Annotated in this window: 12 protein-coding genes; 1 reads left to right on the top strand and 11 read right to left on the bottom strand. The window is 34.0% G+C overall.

Annotated elements, in window-relative coordinates; genetic code table 11:
- Positions 1–186: 186 nt before the first annotated feature.
- The 3 genes from AB1K81_RS05135 to AB1K81_RS05125 form a co-directional block, all read right to left on the bottom strand.
- Positions 187–951, bottom strand: coding sequence for a CAP domain-containing protein (locus AB1K81_RS05135; RefSeq protein WP_412975573.1), 765 nt, complete (start codon positions 949–951; stop codon positions 187–189).
- Positions 952–1,380: 429 nt separating this feature from the next.
- Positions 1,381–2,616, bottom strand: coding sequence for an MDR family MFS transporter (locus AB1K81_RS05130; RefSeq protein WP_412975572.1), 1,236 nt, complete (start codon positions 2,614–2,616; stop codon positions 1,381–1,383).
- Positions 2,617–2,882: 266 nt separating this feature from the next.
- Positions 2,883–4,334, bottom strand: a complete 1,452-nt coding sequence (locus AB1K81_RS05125) for a DHA2 family efflux MFS transporter permease subunit (protein ID WP_412975571.1) — start codon at positions 4,332–4,334, stop codon at positions 2,883–2,885.
- Positions 4,335–4,533: 199 nt separating this feature from the next.
- Here AB1K81_RS05125 and AB1K81_RS05120 point away from each other — a divergent pair, with 199 nt between their 5' ends.
- The gene (locus tag AB1K81_RS05120) at positions 4,534–4,773 is read left to right on the top strand and encodes a Parvovirus coat protein VP1-like protein (protein ID WP_412975570.1); all 240 of its coding nucleotides are present in this window, start codon (positions 4,534–4,536) and stop codon (positions 4,771–4,773) included.
- A 234-nt stretch (positions 4,774–5,007) separates the two neighbouring features.
- On the opposite strand, the gene AB1K81_RS05115 is transcribed toward AB1K81_RS05120, so the two are convergent.
- From AB1K81_RS05115 to AB1K81_RS05080, 8 genes are read right to left on the bottom strand one after another with little or no spacing between them, the layout of a single operon-like run.
- The gene (locus AB1K81_RS05115; RefSeq protein ID WP_412975569.1) at positions 5,008–7,812 is read right to left on the bottom strand and encodes a VWA domain-containing protein; all 2,805 of its coding nucleotides are present in this window, start codon (positions 7,810–7,812) and stop codon (positions 5,008–5,010) included.
- Positions 7,796–9,604: a vWA domain-containing protein gene (locus AB1K81_RS05110; protein WP_412975568.1), complete on the bottom strand. Its 1,809-nt coding sequence runs from the start codon at positions 9,602–9,604 to the stop codon at positions 7,796–7,798. Before AB1K81_RS05110 ends, AB1K81_RS05115 begins: the two co-directional genes overlap by 17 nt.
- Before the next feature lie 13 nt (positions 9,605–9,617).
- Positions 9,618–10,490: a DUF58 domain-containing protein gene (locus AB1K81_RS05105; RefSeq protein WP_412975567.1), complete on the bottom strand. Its 873-nt coding sequence runs from the start codon at positions 10,488–10,490 to the stop codon at positions 9,618–9,620.
- Entirely contained in the window at positions 10,487–11,488 is a 1,002-nt protein-coding gene (locus AB1K81_RS05100; RefSeq protein ID WP_412975566.1) for an AAA family ATPase, read from the bottom strand. The genes AB1K81_RS05105 and AB1K81_RS05100 overlap by 4 nt, the downstream gene beginning before the upstream one ends.
- Before the next feature lie 3 nt (positions 11,489–11,491).
- On the bottom strand, positions 11,492–13,078 hold the full coding sequence (locus tag AB1K81_RS05095) for a DUF8809 domain-containing protein (RefSeq protein WP_412975565.1): 1,587 nt from the start codon (positions 13,076–13,078) through the stop codon (positions 11,492–11,494).
- Complete coding sequence (locus tag AB1K81_RS05090; RefSeq protein ID WP_412975564.1) at positions 13,071–13,922, bottom strand: ABC transporter permease; 852 nt, start codon at positions 13,920–13,922, stop codon at positions 13,071–13,073. Before AB1K81_RS05090 ends, AB1K81_RS05095 begins: the two co-directional genes overlap by 8 nt.
- Complete coding sequence (locus AB1K81_RS05085; RefSeq protein WP_412975563.1) at positions 13,919–14,857, bottom strand: ABC transporter ATP-binding protein; 939 nt, start codon at positions 14,855–14,857, stop codon at positions 13,919–13,921. The genes AB1K81_RS05090 and AB1K81_RS05085 overlap by 4 nt, the downstream gene beginning before the upstream one ends.
- Positions 14,857–17,310 (bottom strand): DUF8725 domain-containing protein, encoded by a 2,454-nt coding sequence (locus tag AB1K81_RS05080; RefSeq protein WP_412975562.1) that lies wholly within the window; start codon positions 17,308–17,310, stop codon positions 14,857–14,859. Before AB1K81_RS05080 ends, AB1K81_RS05085 begins: the two co-directional genes overlap by 1 nt.
- Positions 17,311–17,404: the final 94 nt, after the last annotated feature.

The raw sequence follows: 17,404 nt of genomic DNA, 5'->3' as shown, positions 1-17,404 counted from the left end.
AATCTTTTTTATAATATCCACCTAACCGTACTGAGACAGTTAAAGAGGAATGTCTATTATTATAATATAGAACCTAGTACTAACACCAAGTAATATGCTTATAGTTGAAAAATATATTAAAAACTATTTGTATAGTAATGACAAAAAAGAGATTAGCAGAACCGCTAATCTCTTCATGTATAAAAATTATTTACCGATAAATTGTTGTGTCCACAAGTTTCCTTGTTCCACGTATCCTACACCAATGTGTGTAAAGTTCGCGTTTAAAATATTGGCACGGTGACCTTCACTGTTCATCCATGCATTGACTACTTCCTCTGGAGAGCGTTGACCTTTGGCAATATTTTCTCCTGCAGTATGGTAAGTTATTCCAAAGCTTTTCATCATGTCAAATGGCGAACCATAATTAGGACTATTATGGCTAAAGTAATTGTTTGATGCCATATCACGAGATTTTTCTTTCGCTACTTTACTTAATTCTAAATCGATTTTTAACGGTGATAAACCATACTTCTCTCTTTCTTGATTAGTAAGATCGACTACATCTTGCTCAAATTGACTAAGTTCAGAAATATTAGATTGGCCATTATCTGGTTCTTCTTGTGTTACTTGTTCTTTAGATGGAACTTGTACAGGTGCTTGTTCTTTCGTTGGTTCACTTACCTGCGTTTGGTTTTGCTCAGGCTTTTCTGGTTGAGAAGGTTCTTCTTTTTGAACTGGTTCCTCATTTGAATCTTCCCAATCAATTAGATATTTCTCCATCCATTTATTGAATAAATCATTAATTTTAACTTGTGCATCTTCCCTACTTAAATTACCATTTTCTCCATTAATTGAATAGTAGACTTTATAGTTATATGAGGTATTTGATTCAGCATTTGCCGTATCAAAAGCTGCTCCCAAAATTAAAGTCGCTGATAAGGCTGTGACAATACCTATTTTTTTAAACATTGAACTTCCCGCTCCTTTTTCGATGAAAATTTGTTTATCAACTTACAACCACATCATAGCACACGTTTTTTGTAATAATTATGGATTATTTTTCCATTAAGACTGTTTAGAATGTTAATAAACCATACTCATCAGTTAAAAATACTAGTACTATTTAAGTTAATGGACAAATGCTCCATCTAATTAATTGGAAAATAAATGCAATATATGAATAAAATAACATGGATATAGTATTGACACCTCTATATTCTAATGAGATTTGTAACAAATATTATTACTTTGTAATCTGAGTAGCACGCATACATCGGTGCACCTTACTATGAATTTATAATTGGTAGTTGCTTATTTGCTAGGATACTTAATTAGCGCATCGAGCGATAAAGGGAACTGGAATAATTAATTCATTGGTTAACACTACTACACCTCACGCTATATATTTGATAATAACCTAAACATAATGATATAGATTATTGCACTAACTATTGCACAGGTCATAATAAAGCCAAATATTAAAATTGGAGATAATGATACAGAAAATACAACTGTAATTGGTGCAGCGAATCTCCCGAGTGAGTATTGAAGATCAGATGCCCCCATATACTGTCCTCTTGCATTTATTGGTGCATACTTACTGATAAAGTTTTGTACGACAGGTCCATGAATGATTTCACCTAAAGTTAAAATGATTGTAATTCCAAATAGTAACCATGCGTTTGTCGTCAATCCAACTAAAAACATACCTACTCCAGATAAACTGGCTGCTAGAATCAAAGAATTTCTATCACTCCATTTTTCCAACATGTTGATTACCGGGATTACACAAATAACAAATAATAATCCATTAAGTCCTAACATCCAACCAAACACTTCTTCACTACTTAGATGTACTGTCCAGGCTCCTATAGAAAATAAATTTTGCGTTGGAACAAAATTTCTTATATAAATGGCTAAATAAAGGTCCAATTGCATAATCGATATAGTTATAAAAATACCGCCAAGTATATATAGAAAGAAAACTTTATCTTTAAGTATGACGAGATAGTTGAGAACTTGATTTTTTACTACTGATATTAATTTCATCCTTTGTACATCTTCCTCGTTTTTTATAGGTATCGTTTCTTTGATTAAGAAAAAGATAGCAATGGAATAGAGAAACGTAACTACCGTACAAGTCCATAAAAGCTCACTTCGATATTGGAAAAATAAAACGGCACCTATGATCGGACCGAAAACCGCTCCTAGATTATTAGCTGATACAAAAGTCGCGAATACACTCCTTCTTTCATTTTCAGGAACTAAATCAGCAACCATTGCCGAACTTGCGGGCCGGTAGATAGACTTACCAAGACTTATTCCAAGAAAAGCAATGTAATCCATATAAGGGGAAAAGGATAGTGCAAATAGTGCAAAGAAAAGAGCCTGCATAAATGCCCCAATGAGCATAATTTTTCGCCTTCCGTATTGATCGGTAATATAGCCACCAATCATTCCGCCAAAGATACTAATTAATGAAGGTGCCGTCATCATTAAACCTGCCTCAACGAGCCCAAGCGTATCACTAAAGTATATTGTCAAAAACGGAAAATACATCCAAAATAACATATTAAAGAGCGTTTCACCTATCAATCTAGTTTTTAAATTTAAATCCCAGGAAAGCCACTTCAACGTTTTTACCCCCCTCATAAATATCCCCAGCCAGGTATTTTCAACGATAAATTAAAATTTCAGAAAAATATAGACTTATATTACAAAATGATTTATACTAATATTATAAAAGTTAGCCAATATAGGGCTTTATTTAAAATGTCCCACATAACGAACATAGGTTCTTAATAATGTTTAGTTCCCCTACTTACAATGGTAGAGGGGCTTTTTTGTGTCATAAATTTAGCCGGATACCCTAAAAGGATATCCGGCTATTTATAATTTTTCTATTGTTCTATTTCTTTAAGTTCTCTTTCTTTTAATCTCTCTTGATCTATTCTCTCTAATTCCTCCTGTGGTAGTCGTTGGTCTTTTATAAAACAAGAAATGACCAATCCGATAAAGGATAATCCAGCTACCACGATAAATGCTATATTTGCACCGTAAATATCAGGATTTACTATTTCCTTACTTATTGCACTTTCTTCTGATGTCGTCATAACGGTAACGAGTATGGCAGTTCCAATAGATGCTGCAATTTGTCTCATCGTGTTATCCATCGCTGCACCATGCGGAATTAATCGTTTTGGTAATTGATTTAAACCAGCAGTAGCTATTGGCATCATGACCATAGATAGACCAAACATTCGAATTCCATACATAATAGTCATATAGGCAAATGATGTTGTCGTATCTAAATTAATAAAAGCAAGTGATGAAACAGTTATAATGAGTAAACCAACCATAACTAATTTCTTGGCACCAAATTTATCAAATATTCTACCAGTTATTGGTGACATGAAACCTGTTATTAATGCCCCAGGTAACAATGCTAGCCCTGCTTCGAAGGCAGTAAAGTCACGCATGTTTTGCATATAAAGAGGTATTAACGTTTCCACCCCGATTAATCCCATGAAAGTAATCATTCCAATTGCAACAGCTAAAGGAAAGATAGAATAAGTAAACACTCTGAACTCGAGCATAGGGTGCTTTAATTTTAATTGACGTAATATAAATCCAATAAGTGCTACTAATCCAACAGCTAGTGATAGAATAGTCATCAAAGCGAACCACCCATTATTTCCGGCAGATGTAAACCCATATAGTAATCCACCAAATCCAAAAGACGATAAAATAATTGATATAATATCTAATTTAGGCTTCTGCAGTTCCGTGACATTTTTCAGCGCAAAAAAGGCAACAGCAATATCGATAATCGCAATTGGCAGAATAATAAAGAATAACAATCTCCATGAAGAATGCTCTGTTACATACCCAGATAAGGCGGGACCAATAGCTGGTGCAAACGAGATGACTAAACCAATTAAGCCCATAGCTGCACCACGTTTATGTACAGGGAATATCATTAGAAATACAGTCTGCATAAGAGGTAACATTACCCCCGCTCCAGCGGATTGGATAACTCGCCCTACTAATAATGTAGAAAAATTAGGAGCAATTCCTGCAACTAACGTTCCAATTGCAAATATACTCATTGCGGTAATAAACAATTGTCTTGTCGTAAATCGTTCTAATAAAAATGCACTAACCGGGATCATGATCCCATTTACTAACATAAACACTGTCGTTAACCATTGAGCAGTGTTTGGTGTAATTCCCATTTCTTCCATAATTGGAGGAATTGCTGTAATCATTAACGTTTGATTTAAAATGGCAATAAAAGATCCAGCTAGAAGTAATGTAACAATCATTTTTCTATTTATAGCTATATTCTGCATATAAACCCTCTCTCCTACTTTCAAATAATCTGACAAAAATTTTCACTTATACAGAATACCTGAATAAATTGTATTAATCTATTTGTATGCTTCATTTCAGCTGCAATTAATCTCATCTCTCTTATATTAGCCCAATAACATATATAGTTTTAAAAACTTATATATTTTCAATAATGTTGCAGATAAAGGAGGGATAAAGATGGTATGTTTACCGGGATATCGATACTGTGGGCCAAGATGTAGTGGTCCAGGGACACCCACCAATCAACTCGACTATTTTTGCATGCAACATGATATTTGCTATCGTAACCCTGTTTCAAGAAGAGTTTGTGATGATGTGTTTTTAAGACAGCTCCAACCATACTTGCATAGGAGAGATAAATTAGGTAGAGATGCACGTCTGATGTATCGAGTGATCTCATTTAAAATGAGTTTTTAAATATAATAAAACAATCACATTCAATTAGACTCTGATTGTGATTGTTTTATTATATTTACCTATAGGTAGTTATAATTTATTATTACCAAATTAGATTCGGTATTGTTCTATTTGCCTATTCAAGCAACTTATCATCTATTGTAGTTACACTTTATATCCCTAATAACATCTTTCGTGGATGAATTTTTTCTTACTTCTTTTACCTATTGATACCCTGGTTAAAATCTCCTACTTCTATCTACTTTTTCTGTTTTTTGCATCTAATAAGCGTTTCATACGATCTTCTGTACTTTCCTGTATGTAGGATGGTTTAGGTTCGGAGGTTGAAGATACGTTATTATTATATTGTTTTTTAGGCTTCGCTTCCACATGTTGAATTTGCTTCTTTGTCGTTATTGGAGAACTTGTTCTCTTTTTACTAGCTGACTTTAATTGGTCAAACGTTTGATTTAGAGTTTTCTTCTTTCCTTCATGCTTTTTCTTTAAATTTTCTTTTCTTTGATTTAGCTTTGCAAGAATGGGAATCGTTCCAAACCTTCTAATTGCAATCTCAACAAAAAATAATAGAAAGGAAGCAAGCAAAAGTTGTGTGAATATTGGTTGACTATCAACCCTCCGATTTACTATCTCTCGAAATGCATCCTTTGGATCTTCAATAATTTGTCCGTCACTTAGATCGATTATTTCGTTTAATAACAAATTATTTTTTGAAACAAGATCAAACTCCTTCGAATAAGGAACTACTATCCCAGTTTGATACGTACTAGAAATTTGATTATCCTCTAATTTTGATAACTGTAAATAATATACGCCGGTTTCCGCTTGGAATGTTATTTCATGCTCTCCAGGTGCAGTCGGTCTTATTTGAGCATCTATTTCATTTCCCTTTTCATCTAGTAACCTTGCTTCAAGTGGTAAAACATTATTGTTATCTGAAGAAACGGATAAGATTACTTCTTTTCCGTTAACCTCTTGTTGAACATGATACATTTCTTGCTGATAAGACGGTAAACTCCACGTTAACATTTCATTCCAAAGATTTGGCCATTGTTCCCATATTGGAAAGTTACCTGCCCATTCTCCGTTTACATCAGAAGTCCAAGCAATAGTATTTCCTAATCCATACTTCCATCTAATTAATATTGGATCTCCTTTATCACTAACTAAAATTTTTTCTGCTCTTGATTTTGGTTCAGTTGCCACATATGCATTCATTTGTGGAACACCTTGTTGAAATATAGGATTCCATTCCGTTCCTTCTATATACATAGGGAAAAACGGATTGTCTTCAATGTATGTTCTAGTCGATAGAATTGTTTCACGAGATAAAATACTCGGTATGATAGATGCATCATACACATCATAATACCTACCATTTCCTTCTTCTGCTAATTCTTGTAATAACATATGATCTGCGTCACTACCAATAGCTACCGTTGATAATGTGACATTTTCCTCTAACCCATTCGAGATAATTTCCATATAATCATGATCTGTTGCCGACTGACCATCCGTTAGAAGGATGATATGTTTTCTCTTCAGTTCTAATGGCGTTAATTGTTCATATGCTAATTCAAGCGCTGGAAAAATATTCGTTCCCCCACCTTCAGATACAGAACGTATCTGTTCAGCCGCTTCCTCTTTATTTTCAAGTGGGCCAGTTTCAATTATTTGCCATGGGCTGTCATCAAAAGCAATAAAACCTAATGTGTCTTTTTCACGTAATAACTCTACAGAACGGGCTGCAGCTTCCTTGGCTAGATCCATTTTATATCCTGCCATACTTCCTGAGCGATCTAATACAATAATAAGTCCTAAAGATGGTAATTCATTCTTACCCTTTAAGTCCATTTCCACTGGTAATAATCTCTCGATTGGCGTTTTGAAATACCCACCTAAACCATAGCTTTTATTTCCACCAGTCATTATGAATCCTAATCCAAAATCTTTAACTGCACTTTCAATAACATCCATTTGTACCTGTGTAACATCGGTAGCAGATACATTGCTAAAGACAATACTCTCATAATCTAATACGCCTGTTAACGTAGTCGGTAAACGAGTAGGACTTATCGTATCAACGATTACACCTGATGCATCAAATACATGTTCAATATTACTTGCTTCATTTTGAGAACCTTCAACTAGTAACACCTTAGGGGTTCCTTCTACAGTAGAAATGGCGTATCCTACATTATTTTGTAGAATTTCATCTCCTTCTGAACTTAGTTCAGCTTGAAAGCTATGTGTACCAGTAGAGTCAATCAAGTAATCAAAGGAATAGACATTAGTCCCCTGTTTTATTTGTATTGTTTCATCGATAACCAGTTCATTGTTTTTACTAATACGGAGTCTTGCAGTTGTGTCTATTGTACTAGAAACATTCGTATGAATGGTCGTCTGTTCCCCTAAAAAAAGATTTCTAGGTACCTCAAAACGCTCTAATACAATATCATTTTCAATCGTAGTGTTAAAGGGAATAACATCTACCTCTATATCCTGTGAATTTAGAATACTAATTTGCCTTTTAACATCACCAATATTTTCATTTCCATCAGTTAATAGAACTATTCTTCCGTTATAACTAGACGAGATTAAACTTGATGCTACTTGTAAACCTTCCTCTAAATTAGTAAAGGAGGTATTATCTGGATTAACATTAGAAATAATCCCTTTTTCTCGTTTAGATAAAGCCTGAACAACTTGTCCATCTTCTGCAGCCGAAATAATCGCATACGTATCTTTTTCGCTCATTCCTTCAATCGCTTCTTCCATAATCTCATACATGTTATCCTGTTGATCTCGTAAACTTTCGGAATGATCTACTACAAAAACAGTTGTTACTCCCTCCACAGGAAACTTTATAGTTGGGTTTGCCAAAGCTAGAATAATTAATGTAAATATAAGAAAACGAAGGGTAATAATGATTCTCTTCTCAGTATTGGAGCTTAATGTAACACTACGCCAAAAATGGTACAATAGCCATAACACAGGAATAAGTAATAGGAGGAATAATGGTTCTTCAAATTGTAATCCCACGTCGATAAACCTCCCATTCGATTAATAATACTACGAATGCAACTAACACTAACCAATGCCATATTTCATTCGGCTTTTCTTCACTATTAATAGCATTTTCTTCATTAGCTTCTACTATGAAACTAGTGCCTGTATGAATATACTTTTCTTCGGTATCTATAGCAACTGTGAATAGTCTTTCTGATTTACTACCTTCCGTTTCCTCTATAAGTTTATATAAACCTGGTATACGGGGAGCTTGAATAAAGGATTCATCTAAATTTACATTCATAACTTCCTGATCAGTTTCATTAACAATGACACCATTAGTTGCTTGACTATCATGGGATACAGGTAATTTTTCACTTGGTTTAACATAACCTAAAAACTGCTGTTTCTCAGTTAAAAAGTTAATAGCATTATATAAAAATATTGGAAAACTAGAATGTAATGGCCAATCTGTATCCGATATATTAAATCCAACTAGAATAATAGGATTTCCTTTATAGTAACCTTTACTAATAAGTGGCATTTCCCCACTTGCGAGTATTGTTTCTAATTCTCGCATGACATATGGCTTACTTGATTGAATGTAAACCTGTTCCATATCGACATATTGAAATAAAGTATCTTCTATAATTTGTACCGGATCTTGTAAATTCTCTTTATCCTTTATATGAATTGATTCCCCATCGGTAGGGGAAAAAATTAACGCCGGTCCATTTGGCCATTCATTATCTGGTGCATCTTCTAAAATATAAATAACATTTTCGTCTGTTTCATTTGAAAGGTTATCGGACTGGATGAGATCTGTAGTGAAGTAATTTAATGCTCTCGCCGTAAAAGAATTAATCTCACCAACAACATGAATAGTAGGCGACGTATTTTCTCCTAAAAAAGCAAACAACGTGTTATCGACTACATAGTTATCCTCATAATTCAAAACAGCTTTATAATAAGGTTTAACTGGTAAATCTGATATAGGAAGCTGTACTAATTTTCCTGGCCCAATTAATTCTTGAAACGATGTTAGTACTTGCCCATCACATTCAATTGTAATTCTAGCAAGCTGTTCTTCTTCTGACTCATTGTAAACGGTTAGTAAGCCATTTATTCCGTCAGTATGTTGCGATACACCAAATGTATGCAATGATAGATTTTCCTTAGAAGTTCCAATGCTATGAACGACTAATTTATTTTGTAAATAGTTGGTATTGACTTGTTCCTTCCTTACCAAATCCGAATAAACATGGATTTCTCCACTTGTTCCTGATAATATTTGGATACCAAGGTCTATCGCTTTCTCCACATTACCATGCTGGTAAGATGGAGTTACTTCGTTAATTTTAGACTTCATGACATTCGGATCCGTTTCATTCGAAAATAGTATGGTTGGTACTTCTTCCGCTAAAATAACAGTTAACATTTGTTGATCAAGTTGATCTATCAACTCCTCCATTTCGCCTTTTGCAATTGTAAAGCGGGTCGTTTCATCCGCTTCTTCTACTACAGTCATAGATGCAGATGTATCAAGTACTATTACAATATGTTCACCAGATAACACATTCATACCCAAAAAAGGCCTAGTAAGGGCTACTATTAAAAGTAATAATATAAAGAGCTGGAGGTACAGTAGTAAGTGATTCTGTAATTTTTTCCACCATTTAGTAGCCTGCCACTCCTGCATTACTTGTTGCCAAAGGAGGGTTGAAGGTATTACTTGTCTGTCATATTGTTTTCGAAATAAATAAAATAATATAACCGCTAATAGAAATACGGTCAATAAGAAAAAGATAGGTGTAATAAAATTCATGAAATCACCTCACCTAAACCCACCCTTTTGATGGCATTCGATTAAATAGAACATCTTCAAGAGAATCCTTAGTTTGACATGAAAGAAAACCAATGCCACGCCCATGACAAAATTTCTCTAACGTTTCCAAATGATTAGCTATACGCTCACCATATCTCACTTTAACTATTCTATTCATCGAAACATTTACTCTATCTCCTGTTTCACTATCTAATAATTCTAAATCCCCATGATAGTGAGGATTTATTTCTTCATGACCTAAAAGCTGTATAACATATAGCTCTTGTTTATAAGCTTGTAGTTTCTTTAATGCTTTCTCCAGTAGTTCAATAGGTTCTAATAAGTCACTAATAAGAATGGATACACTAGATTTCGGTTGTATGAATGATGGAACAGAATCCGAAAATGTAGATTCCGATTCACTAGATGAGATATTATCTACATAGTGAACGATTCTATTTGAAAAAGCTTTACCTTTTTTATAGCCAAAAGGATGAGAAGTGGATCCAATCGGAAAAATACCAACTCGATCATCTGCGCTTAAGGACATGTAGCCAATTGCTGCTGTAAGTCTTTTAGCAAACTGCCATTTCTCCGGAATAAGACTCATAGATTTCGTACAGTCAAGATAAACAGTTACTAGTAACTCTTTCTCATCTAGGAACCGTTTTATATAATGTTTGTTCGTTCTAGCAAAAACATTCCAATCGATTTGACGTAGGTCATCTCCTGGTTGATATATGCGATAATCTGAAAACTCTAATGAAGTACCTTGTTTAGTAGAACGTCTACCACCTTTATGATGTCCACGTTTCATATTTCGTGACTGAAATCGAAATTTATCGAGTTGATACATTAATTTACTAGTTAAAAGCGGCTCGTTCATGAAATTTCTCCAGTTGCTGTTACTATTTCATCAATAAGTTCATCTGTTGTTATACCAGTTGCTTCACCTTCAAAATTCAAGAATAGGCGATGTCGTAATACTGGCTTTATGGCTTGTTTAATATCTCCTTTTGAAACATGGAAGCGTCCTTTTGATAATGCTCTTACCTTAGCAATTCGGATTAATGCTTGTAAACCACGAGGACCCGAGCCATATCTCACATATTTTTTTACAGAGTCAATGCTTTGTTCTTGGTCAGGGTGTGTAGCCATAATAATATTTACTGCAAAATCTAATATTTCTTCTGAGAGAAGTATTTCTTTTGCTAACTGTTGAACCTCTTGAATTTTCTGTTGGTTGATTATCTTATTCACTTGTGGTAATTCTATTCCGGTTGTATTCATAACGATTTGTTTTAACTCATCTCTAGTTGGGTATTGGACGTCAATTTTCATTAAAAAGCGGTCCATTTGTGCTTCTGGAAGTGGATAAGTGCCTTCTAAGTCTAGTGGATTCTGTGTAGCTAAAACAAAAAATGGTTCAGGTAGTTGTTTAGTTTCTCCCATGATCGAAACCGTCTTTTCTCCCATTGCTTCCAGTAAAGCGCTTTGTGTTTTCGGTGTAGATCGATTAATTTCATCCGCAAGAACAATATTGGAAAATACCGGACCTTGATGAAAGATAAATTCCTGTTTTTTTCCATCTTCACCTGGTTCAATAAGCATTGTTCCTGTAATATCAGATGGCATTAAGTCTGGGGTAAACTGAATTCTAGAAAAACTTAAATCCATGACTTCAGAAATTGTTTTTACTAACATCGTCTTACCTAGTCCAGGTAACCCTTCTAATAGAGCATGGCCGCCTGAGAATATAGTCCACAGTACTTGGTCTATAACTTCATTTTGCCCGACTATAAAGGCACTAATTTCTTTTTTTACATTAGATATTATTTCCGTAATTTCCTCGAGTTGCTTTTCTTTGGATTCTAAATCGATCAAGATTCATTCTCCTTCCGGGTTTAAATCGCTAAAGTAATCTTTTACTACATTTTCTAGATATGAAGGTAAATCTAATCGATCTACACTACTTCGATAAGTGTTTGCATATTCGCCATATACCTCTTCATAAGACCGAACATTACCTTTTATAACTACTCCCTCAGGGGTTATTTGATATTCACTACCTCCCTCACCTAGCTCTGCAAAATCATCTTCAATGGACTCATCTCCTTCAAGTCTTTCTGGTATAGTCAATTCACGAGATCCTTGCCCAAACCCAGCTCCTGAACCTCCACTAGCAGTACCGTTACTTGTACCTGTGCCAGTTCCATCTCCCGAACTAGAACCATTGCCAGCTCCTGAACCAGATCCATTACCTTCTCCATTTCCGTTTCCTTGTCCATTATTGTTCCCATCCGCTTGGGAACCACCTTGACTTTCACGATTTGAAGAGCCATTTTGTTCACTAGATGTTGAATTACTACTTTGATTAGAATTACTCGAATTATCAAAAGCTAATTGATTAGAATTTGCTAAACCGTTATGAAGCATAGTTTGTTGTAATGCTTGCGCCAAGTTTTGTACTTGTTGCTGAATGGCTAATAATTCGTTTAAACCATTAGAGCTTTCTATTAAATTCGTTAACTCTTCTTCTAAAACAGCAAGCATTTCACTTAACTTTTCCTCGGTTAATTCCGATAAATCCGGATTATTTTGTTCTCCCAACTGTGCTAAAAGATTTTTAAGTGCAGTTTTTTCTTCGACAGACAAAGAAGCCATTTCTCTGTCTAATAAATTGTCTAATGCACTACTTAGCTTTTGTGAATCTTTTTCATTTAACGCTTCTGAAAGCTCTTTTAAGCCATTTACTGCTTTCGCAAGTTCTTTTAATTTATTATCATTTTGTTTAGCCTTTTGAACTTCTTGAGCAAGGTTTGCTTCTTCTTTAAGAAGGTGCTCCAACAAATCCTTACTTTTCGTTATCTTCTTAGCTTGATCCTCTAATTCTTTTATTTTTTCTGATTCGTCCTCTTTTGCTAACTCCTCAATTTTCTCTTTGGATTCCTCTACGATTTCCTGGTCCTTCTCTTTATCTAATGCAAGTTTCATGGTGTTACTAGGTAGAAAATAAAGCGTAACTGTAAAAATTAATAGAAGACCAAAGATAGTAATGGGACGCACGTAAAGCAATTTTATTCGTTTAGCTTGCAATTTTGACAATGCTTGTTTCATTTTAGTTAGTGCTTCTCTTCGCTGTAATTGACTCATGATAGATGAATCATGAATATAATTGAGGGCTGTTTGGACCCTATCTTCTTGAACAAATTCATCAAAAAGTATTGCAGCTTGTTTATTTGTAGGGCGCTTAATTACTATAAGTATGATGAATACAAGAAAAAACACTAGAGTTAAATAAAAAAATTTATTCGTTAAATGCGTAATCACAACAATTCTTGCAAGTAACATTAATAGCACCATAGAAAAACCTAAACCAAGTAAACCATAATGGAAATACTTAATTAAGTTATTAAAAACTAATTTGCGCTTTGCAACTTTTAATAAAGAAAAAAATTGTTGGTTATCATTCATTACTTACCGTTCCTTTTTTAGCCTTCATTCTTGGCCTTAATTTGATAATACTAACCCACAATGCAAGTGCGGATATAACGAAATATGTGATAACAAAACTTGCAACTAGAGAAAAATCTATGCCTGATGTTCGTTGAATTTCATCTATCATATACGGTTCATATGTTGACATTAAAATAATGAACGGATTTACCATTGCCAAGATATAAGGGAATACCGAACTACTATTTTGATAAAAAAATAAATCCCCTACAATGATTATTAAAAACGCAGTTCCTGCTGTTAAAAATAATGTAAGTCCATACGTCACAATCGACGAAATAATGGTTTTTCTAATTAACGTAGAAAATAATACTCCTAAGCTTCCAATAGTAAACATCGTTAAGAAATATAAGCTAAAAGTGGATACTAATAAACTAGGCGAAACACCGCCAAACAAAAATACAATACTGTAAATCGGCATGGATGAAAGCATCATTAAAAGTAAATAAGAAATAGATGATAATAATTTACTTAATATAATGCTTGTTGATGATTGTGGTGTTGTTAGCAAAATATTCAGCGTCTGTCTCTCACGTTCCCCACTTATAACACCTGCAGTTAAACCCGGGGTCATGAACAGTATCAACGCCAGTTGCACAAAGGATAACACCATAAACATCATTCGACTTTGCTCAGGGCTAAAAACAGATGACGAGGAGACAACAGTATTTACGATAATAAACCCCATCCCAATTATGCCTAAAGCTACAAGGTAAAAGAATAAGCCCAAAAATCCTTTAAACGAACGAAACCGGAGCTTTATTTCTTTATTTAATACTGGATTAATAAATAGTGATTTCAAGAAAATTCTACTCCCTTCGTAATTTCTAGAAATACATCCTCTAAATCCGTTTCTTCTTCGTTAAAACTAATAATTGGCAATCCTTCTAATATAGCTTTTTTGAGTAAATCTCCTTGTTCATCGTCGGTACCAGTGTAGGAAAATACTAATGAATTCCCATCTTTTTCGTGTCTTGATAGCCCACTGATTTTCGGTTCATCTTCAAAAAATTGTATAGCCTTTTCTAAATTAGATGAAAGTTTAACATGTATGATTTTGTTAGATTGAAGCTGCTTTTGGATAGAAGATACTGAACCAGAAGCTACCAATTTACCATTTGTTATAACACCTATCTCATCACACATCTCTGCCAGCTCAGGTAAAATATGAGATGAAATAATAATTGTTTTTCCCATGTTCTTCAACTCTTTTAAAATTTCTCTCATTTCAATCCTAGCCCTTGGGTCAAGACCAGATGCAGGCTCATCCAAGATTAATACTTCTGGGTCATGAATCAATGAGCGCGCAAGACACAATCTTTGCTTCATCCCTCGGGATAACAAGTCTACATAATCATTTTTTTTATGAGACAAATTGACCAGTTCTAAAAGCTGCGAGATTAATACTTCCCGTTCTTTTTTTGGAATGCCATAGCTTGCTCCATAAAAATCTAAGTACTCAACTGTTTTGAATTGATCATATACTCCAAAGAAATCAGGCATATAACCAATATGTTTTCGAACTTGTTTCGGATTTTTTGTTACATCAATCCCATTTATATATGCAGTTCCTGAAGTGGGTTTTAATAAAGTTGCTAAAATAGAAAAGGTAGTTGATTTACCGGCACCATTATGTCCAACAAAACCAAATACAGTACCTTTTTCAATTTTTAAATTCAATGAGTCAAGTGCAGTAAAAGAACCGTATTTTTTCGTAAGGTTTATTGTCTCTATCATTATTCATACTCTCCTTCCAGCTCGAGAGTTGGAATAGTAATTTCTGAATCACTTATTCCACTTTTTTCAAATTTAACGACTACCTTTCCATCTTCCGAAATATAATCGTTAGCATCCTCTTTAAAAGTAGTTTGACTATCTGCTAATGGGACAAAATCTTCTTTATTAGTATTATAAATACTATATTTCGTATCTTCTGTCGTACGGTGTCTGAGCTTCATAGTATTGATTTTAATATTGTTAAGACCCATTTCAACTGGAAGTTGATATGTCAATTGATACTCACCTTGTTCTACGACTACAAAATTATCACCATAAGATAAACCATTATGATGGATAAAACTTTGGCTGCCTGAAACAATCGAGATTTCCGGAATAATAGCATTTTGGTCCAGCTTAAATTCGCTACCAGATAATGAGCGTAATTCCACATCTACTCCTTGAGTCACAACCGATAAGGAATGAATCTCTTTCAAATTTTTATCCTCTAATGAAATTTCAGTTATTGGTTCAGACGTAAAGGCAGCTAATAAAGGTTTCTTTTGACTATTCGGTTGTATGTCAAAATACATAATAGAATCGAGTAATCCGAACTTCTTCCACTCGACTAATTTCTCCCTACTATCTGGCTCAGTTAAACCACCATAATTGTTTTGATTATAGAAACCAGGTATTGCAGATTTAGCAACACTAGATCTTGGTGCACCAATTATATTTTGAACATTTTTAGTATCTATTCCAGATTCTACATTAATGGTTTCACCAGCTTTTACTGATCCTAACGGATATGCTTTTGAACCACTCAGTAAATAGGCATCGTCAACATCAAACAGTAAATTATTCGTAACTGTTCCTTTTAGCTTATTATTCTCTACCCATAAATCTGCTTCTAGCTTTCCAGTTTCAATCGAATTGATTTCTCCCATCGCAGAGCGTATTGACCAATATTCAACATTAGAAAATGAAATTCTTGTTTGATTTAATCCTTTTTCCACCATCGGAACAGCAGAGATATCAGGATTATCATACCCATTGTAACGATACAAAGGAAAGGCTAGAAACTCATTAGGTTTAATCGTTATTGGATAGTTACCACCACTATTTGTTAGTAATGAAAATGCTCCATACCCACTTGCATATCCTTTATCATCAATGGATAGAATACTAACGTTATTAATTTGGGATCCTCCAATACGGTCTTTTGCTCCAACAATGAATATCGCTAAGCTTGAAATAATAGCAACTACTGGAATAATAATCCATGAAATTTCACGCTTATCTATTTTTCTTAAAAAGAAATAAAGTCCTGGAATAATCAAAATTAAATAGATAACAAATAAAATAACTAACGTTTTAACTGGGATAAAAGATGAAGGGTACGTCTCAACTATATTTCCAAGTCGATATGATAGTTCTTCATTAGCGTAAGTTTGTTGACCGTTCATATCCTTGTCTACTGTTTTTTGAAGTACTTCTGTCCAAAAAGTTGAATAACCATCCCATTTGGACAATGTCTCGCTCCCTATATTAAAAGCAAATTGGGTAATTTCCCCTAAACCATAATCTTTATTAACTACCATCGGAATAGAATGGTCTGCAAATACAATTTCCACATTTTCTTTTAATTTTCCGGTACTAATTTCTACGTTATCAAAATTCGGTAGATCTTCACTTTTTTCGCTAGATAAGAAATGTAATTCACTAAATGACTTTTGATCCTCTACCTCGATTAAGATTAGCTCATTGAAACCAACATGTTGTTCAAGTAGTGGATTACTTTCAAACATAATATGTCCACCAGATGTCACCCAATCTCTTAATGCATCTATTTGTTGATCAGAAAGATTTGAAATTTGGTAATTACTAATCATTAATACATCAAATACCTCTAGACCTTTAGATTCTGAGGCTAAATCATCTTTAGAAACATTTATAAACTCTATTGGTTGACTTCTATATCTTGCAGTCTTTAGCGAATTTAATGAATCTGGTGTTTCACTTAGTACACCAATGATAAGTCGTTGCTCAGGAAAAATTAATGGTCTTTTTGTTGTATTTCCATCAAGCTCAACTTCCTTGCCATTTTCCCATCCATTTTCATAAAACTTAACAAGCGATTGACGCTGATTATTTGGCCCACTATAGAAATAATTATCACTAAATCCAGGTAATGAAACTTGAATAGAAGTAGCTTCCCCCTTCGGAATCTCTACAGGAACGACAATATTTCCAACTGATTCATAATTTGGGTTTGAAAAAAACACTAAATCTCCGGATACCGTATCTCCTTTATTTGATACCTTTACAGTTACGGGGAAGCCTTTGCCCATTTGAACTTTACCTTCTATACCGTATGTAATGGATATTTCAAGATTATCTTCTGCTGGTACCTCTACAGGCGTTAGAAATACAAATAAGAAAAAGAAAACTACTAAACTTTTTACCTTCCGCACATTAACCCTCCTATAAAACAAAACAGCCTAATCTTTTCTAAAATATGTAAACTATTTTTTGATTTAACTATAACATAGAGAAAATATAAATTAT

It is taken from the genome of Ornithinibacillus jepli, from assembly GCF_047228935.1.
Lineage (GTDB): Bacteria > Bacillota > Bacilli > Bacillales > Amphibacillaceae > Ornithinibacillus.
This window is presented reverse-complemented; position numbering and strand designations above follow the sequence as displayed.

Bases quoted from the DNA above. Each gene is read 5' to 3' on its own strand.
- AB1K81_RS05125 (WP_412975571.1), bottom strand. From the start codon at position 4,334: ATGCAGAATATAGCTATAAATAGAAAAATGATTGTTACATTACTTCTA.
- AB1K81_RS05105 (WP_412975567.1), bottom strand. From the start codon at position 10,490: ATGAACGAGCCGCTTTTAACTAGTAAATTAATGTATCAACTCGATAAA.
- AB1K81_RS05110 (WP_412975568.1), bottom strand. From the start codon at position 9,604: ATGAATTTTATTACACCTATCTTTTTCTTATTGACCGTATTTCTATTA.
- AB1K81_RS05085 (WP_412975563.1), bottom strand. From the start codon at position 14,857: ATGATAGAGACAATAAACCTTACGAAAAAATACGGTTCTTTTACTGCA.
- AB1K81_RS05120 (WP_412975570.1), top strand. From the start codon at position 4,534: ATGGTATGTTTACCGGGATATCGATACTGTGGGCCAAGATGTAGTGGT.
- AB1K81_RS05135 (WP_412975573.1), bottom strand. From the start codon at position 951: ATGTTTAAAAAAATAGGTATTGTCACAGCCTTATCAGCGACTTTAATT.
- AB1K81_RS05095 (WP_412975565.1), bottom strand. From the start codon at position 13,078: ATGAATGATAACCAACAATTTTTTTCTTTATTAAAAGTTGCAAAGCGC.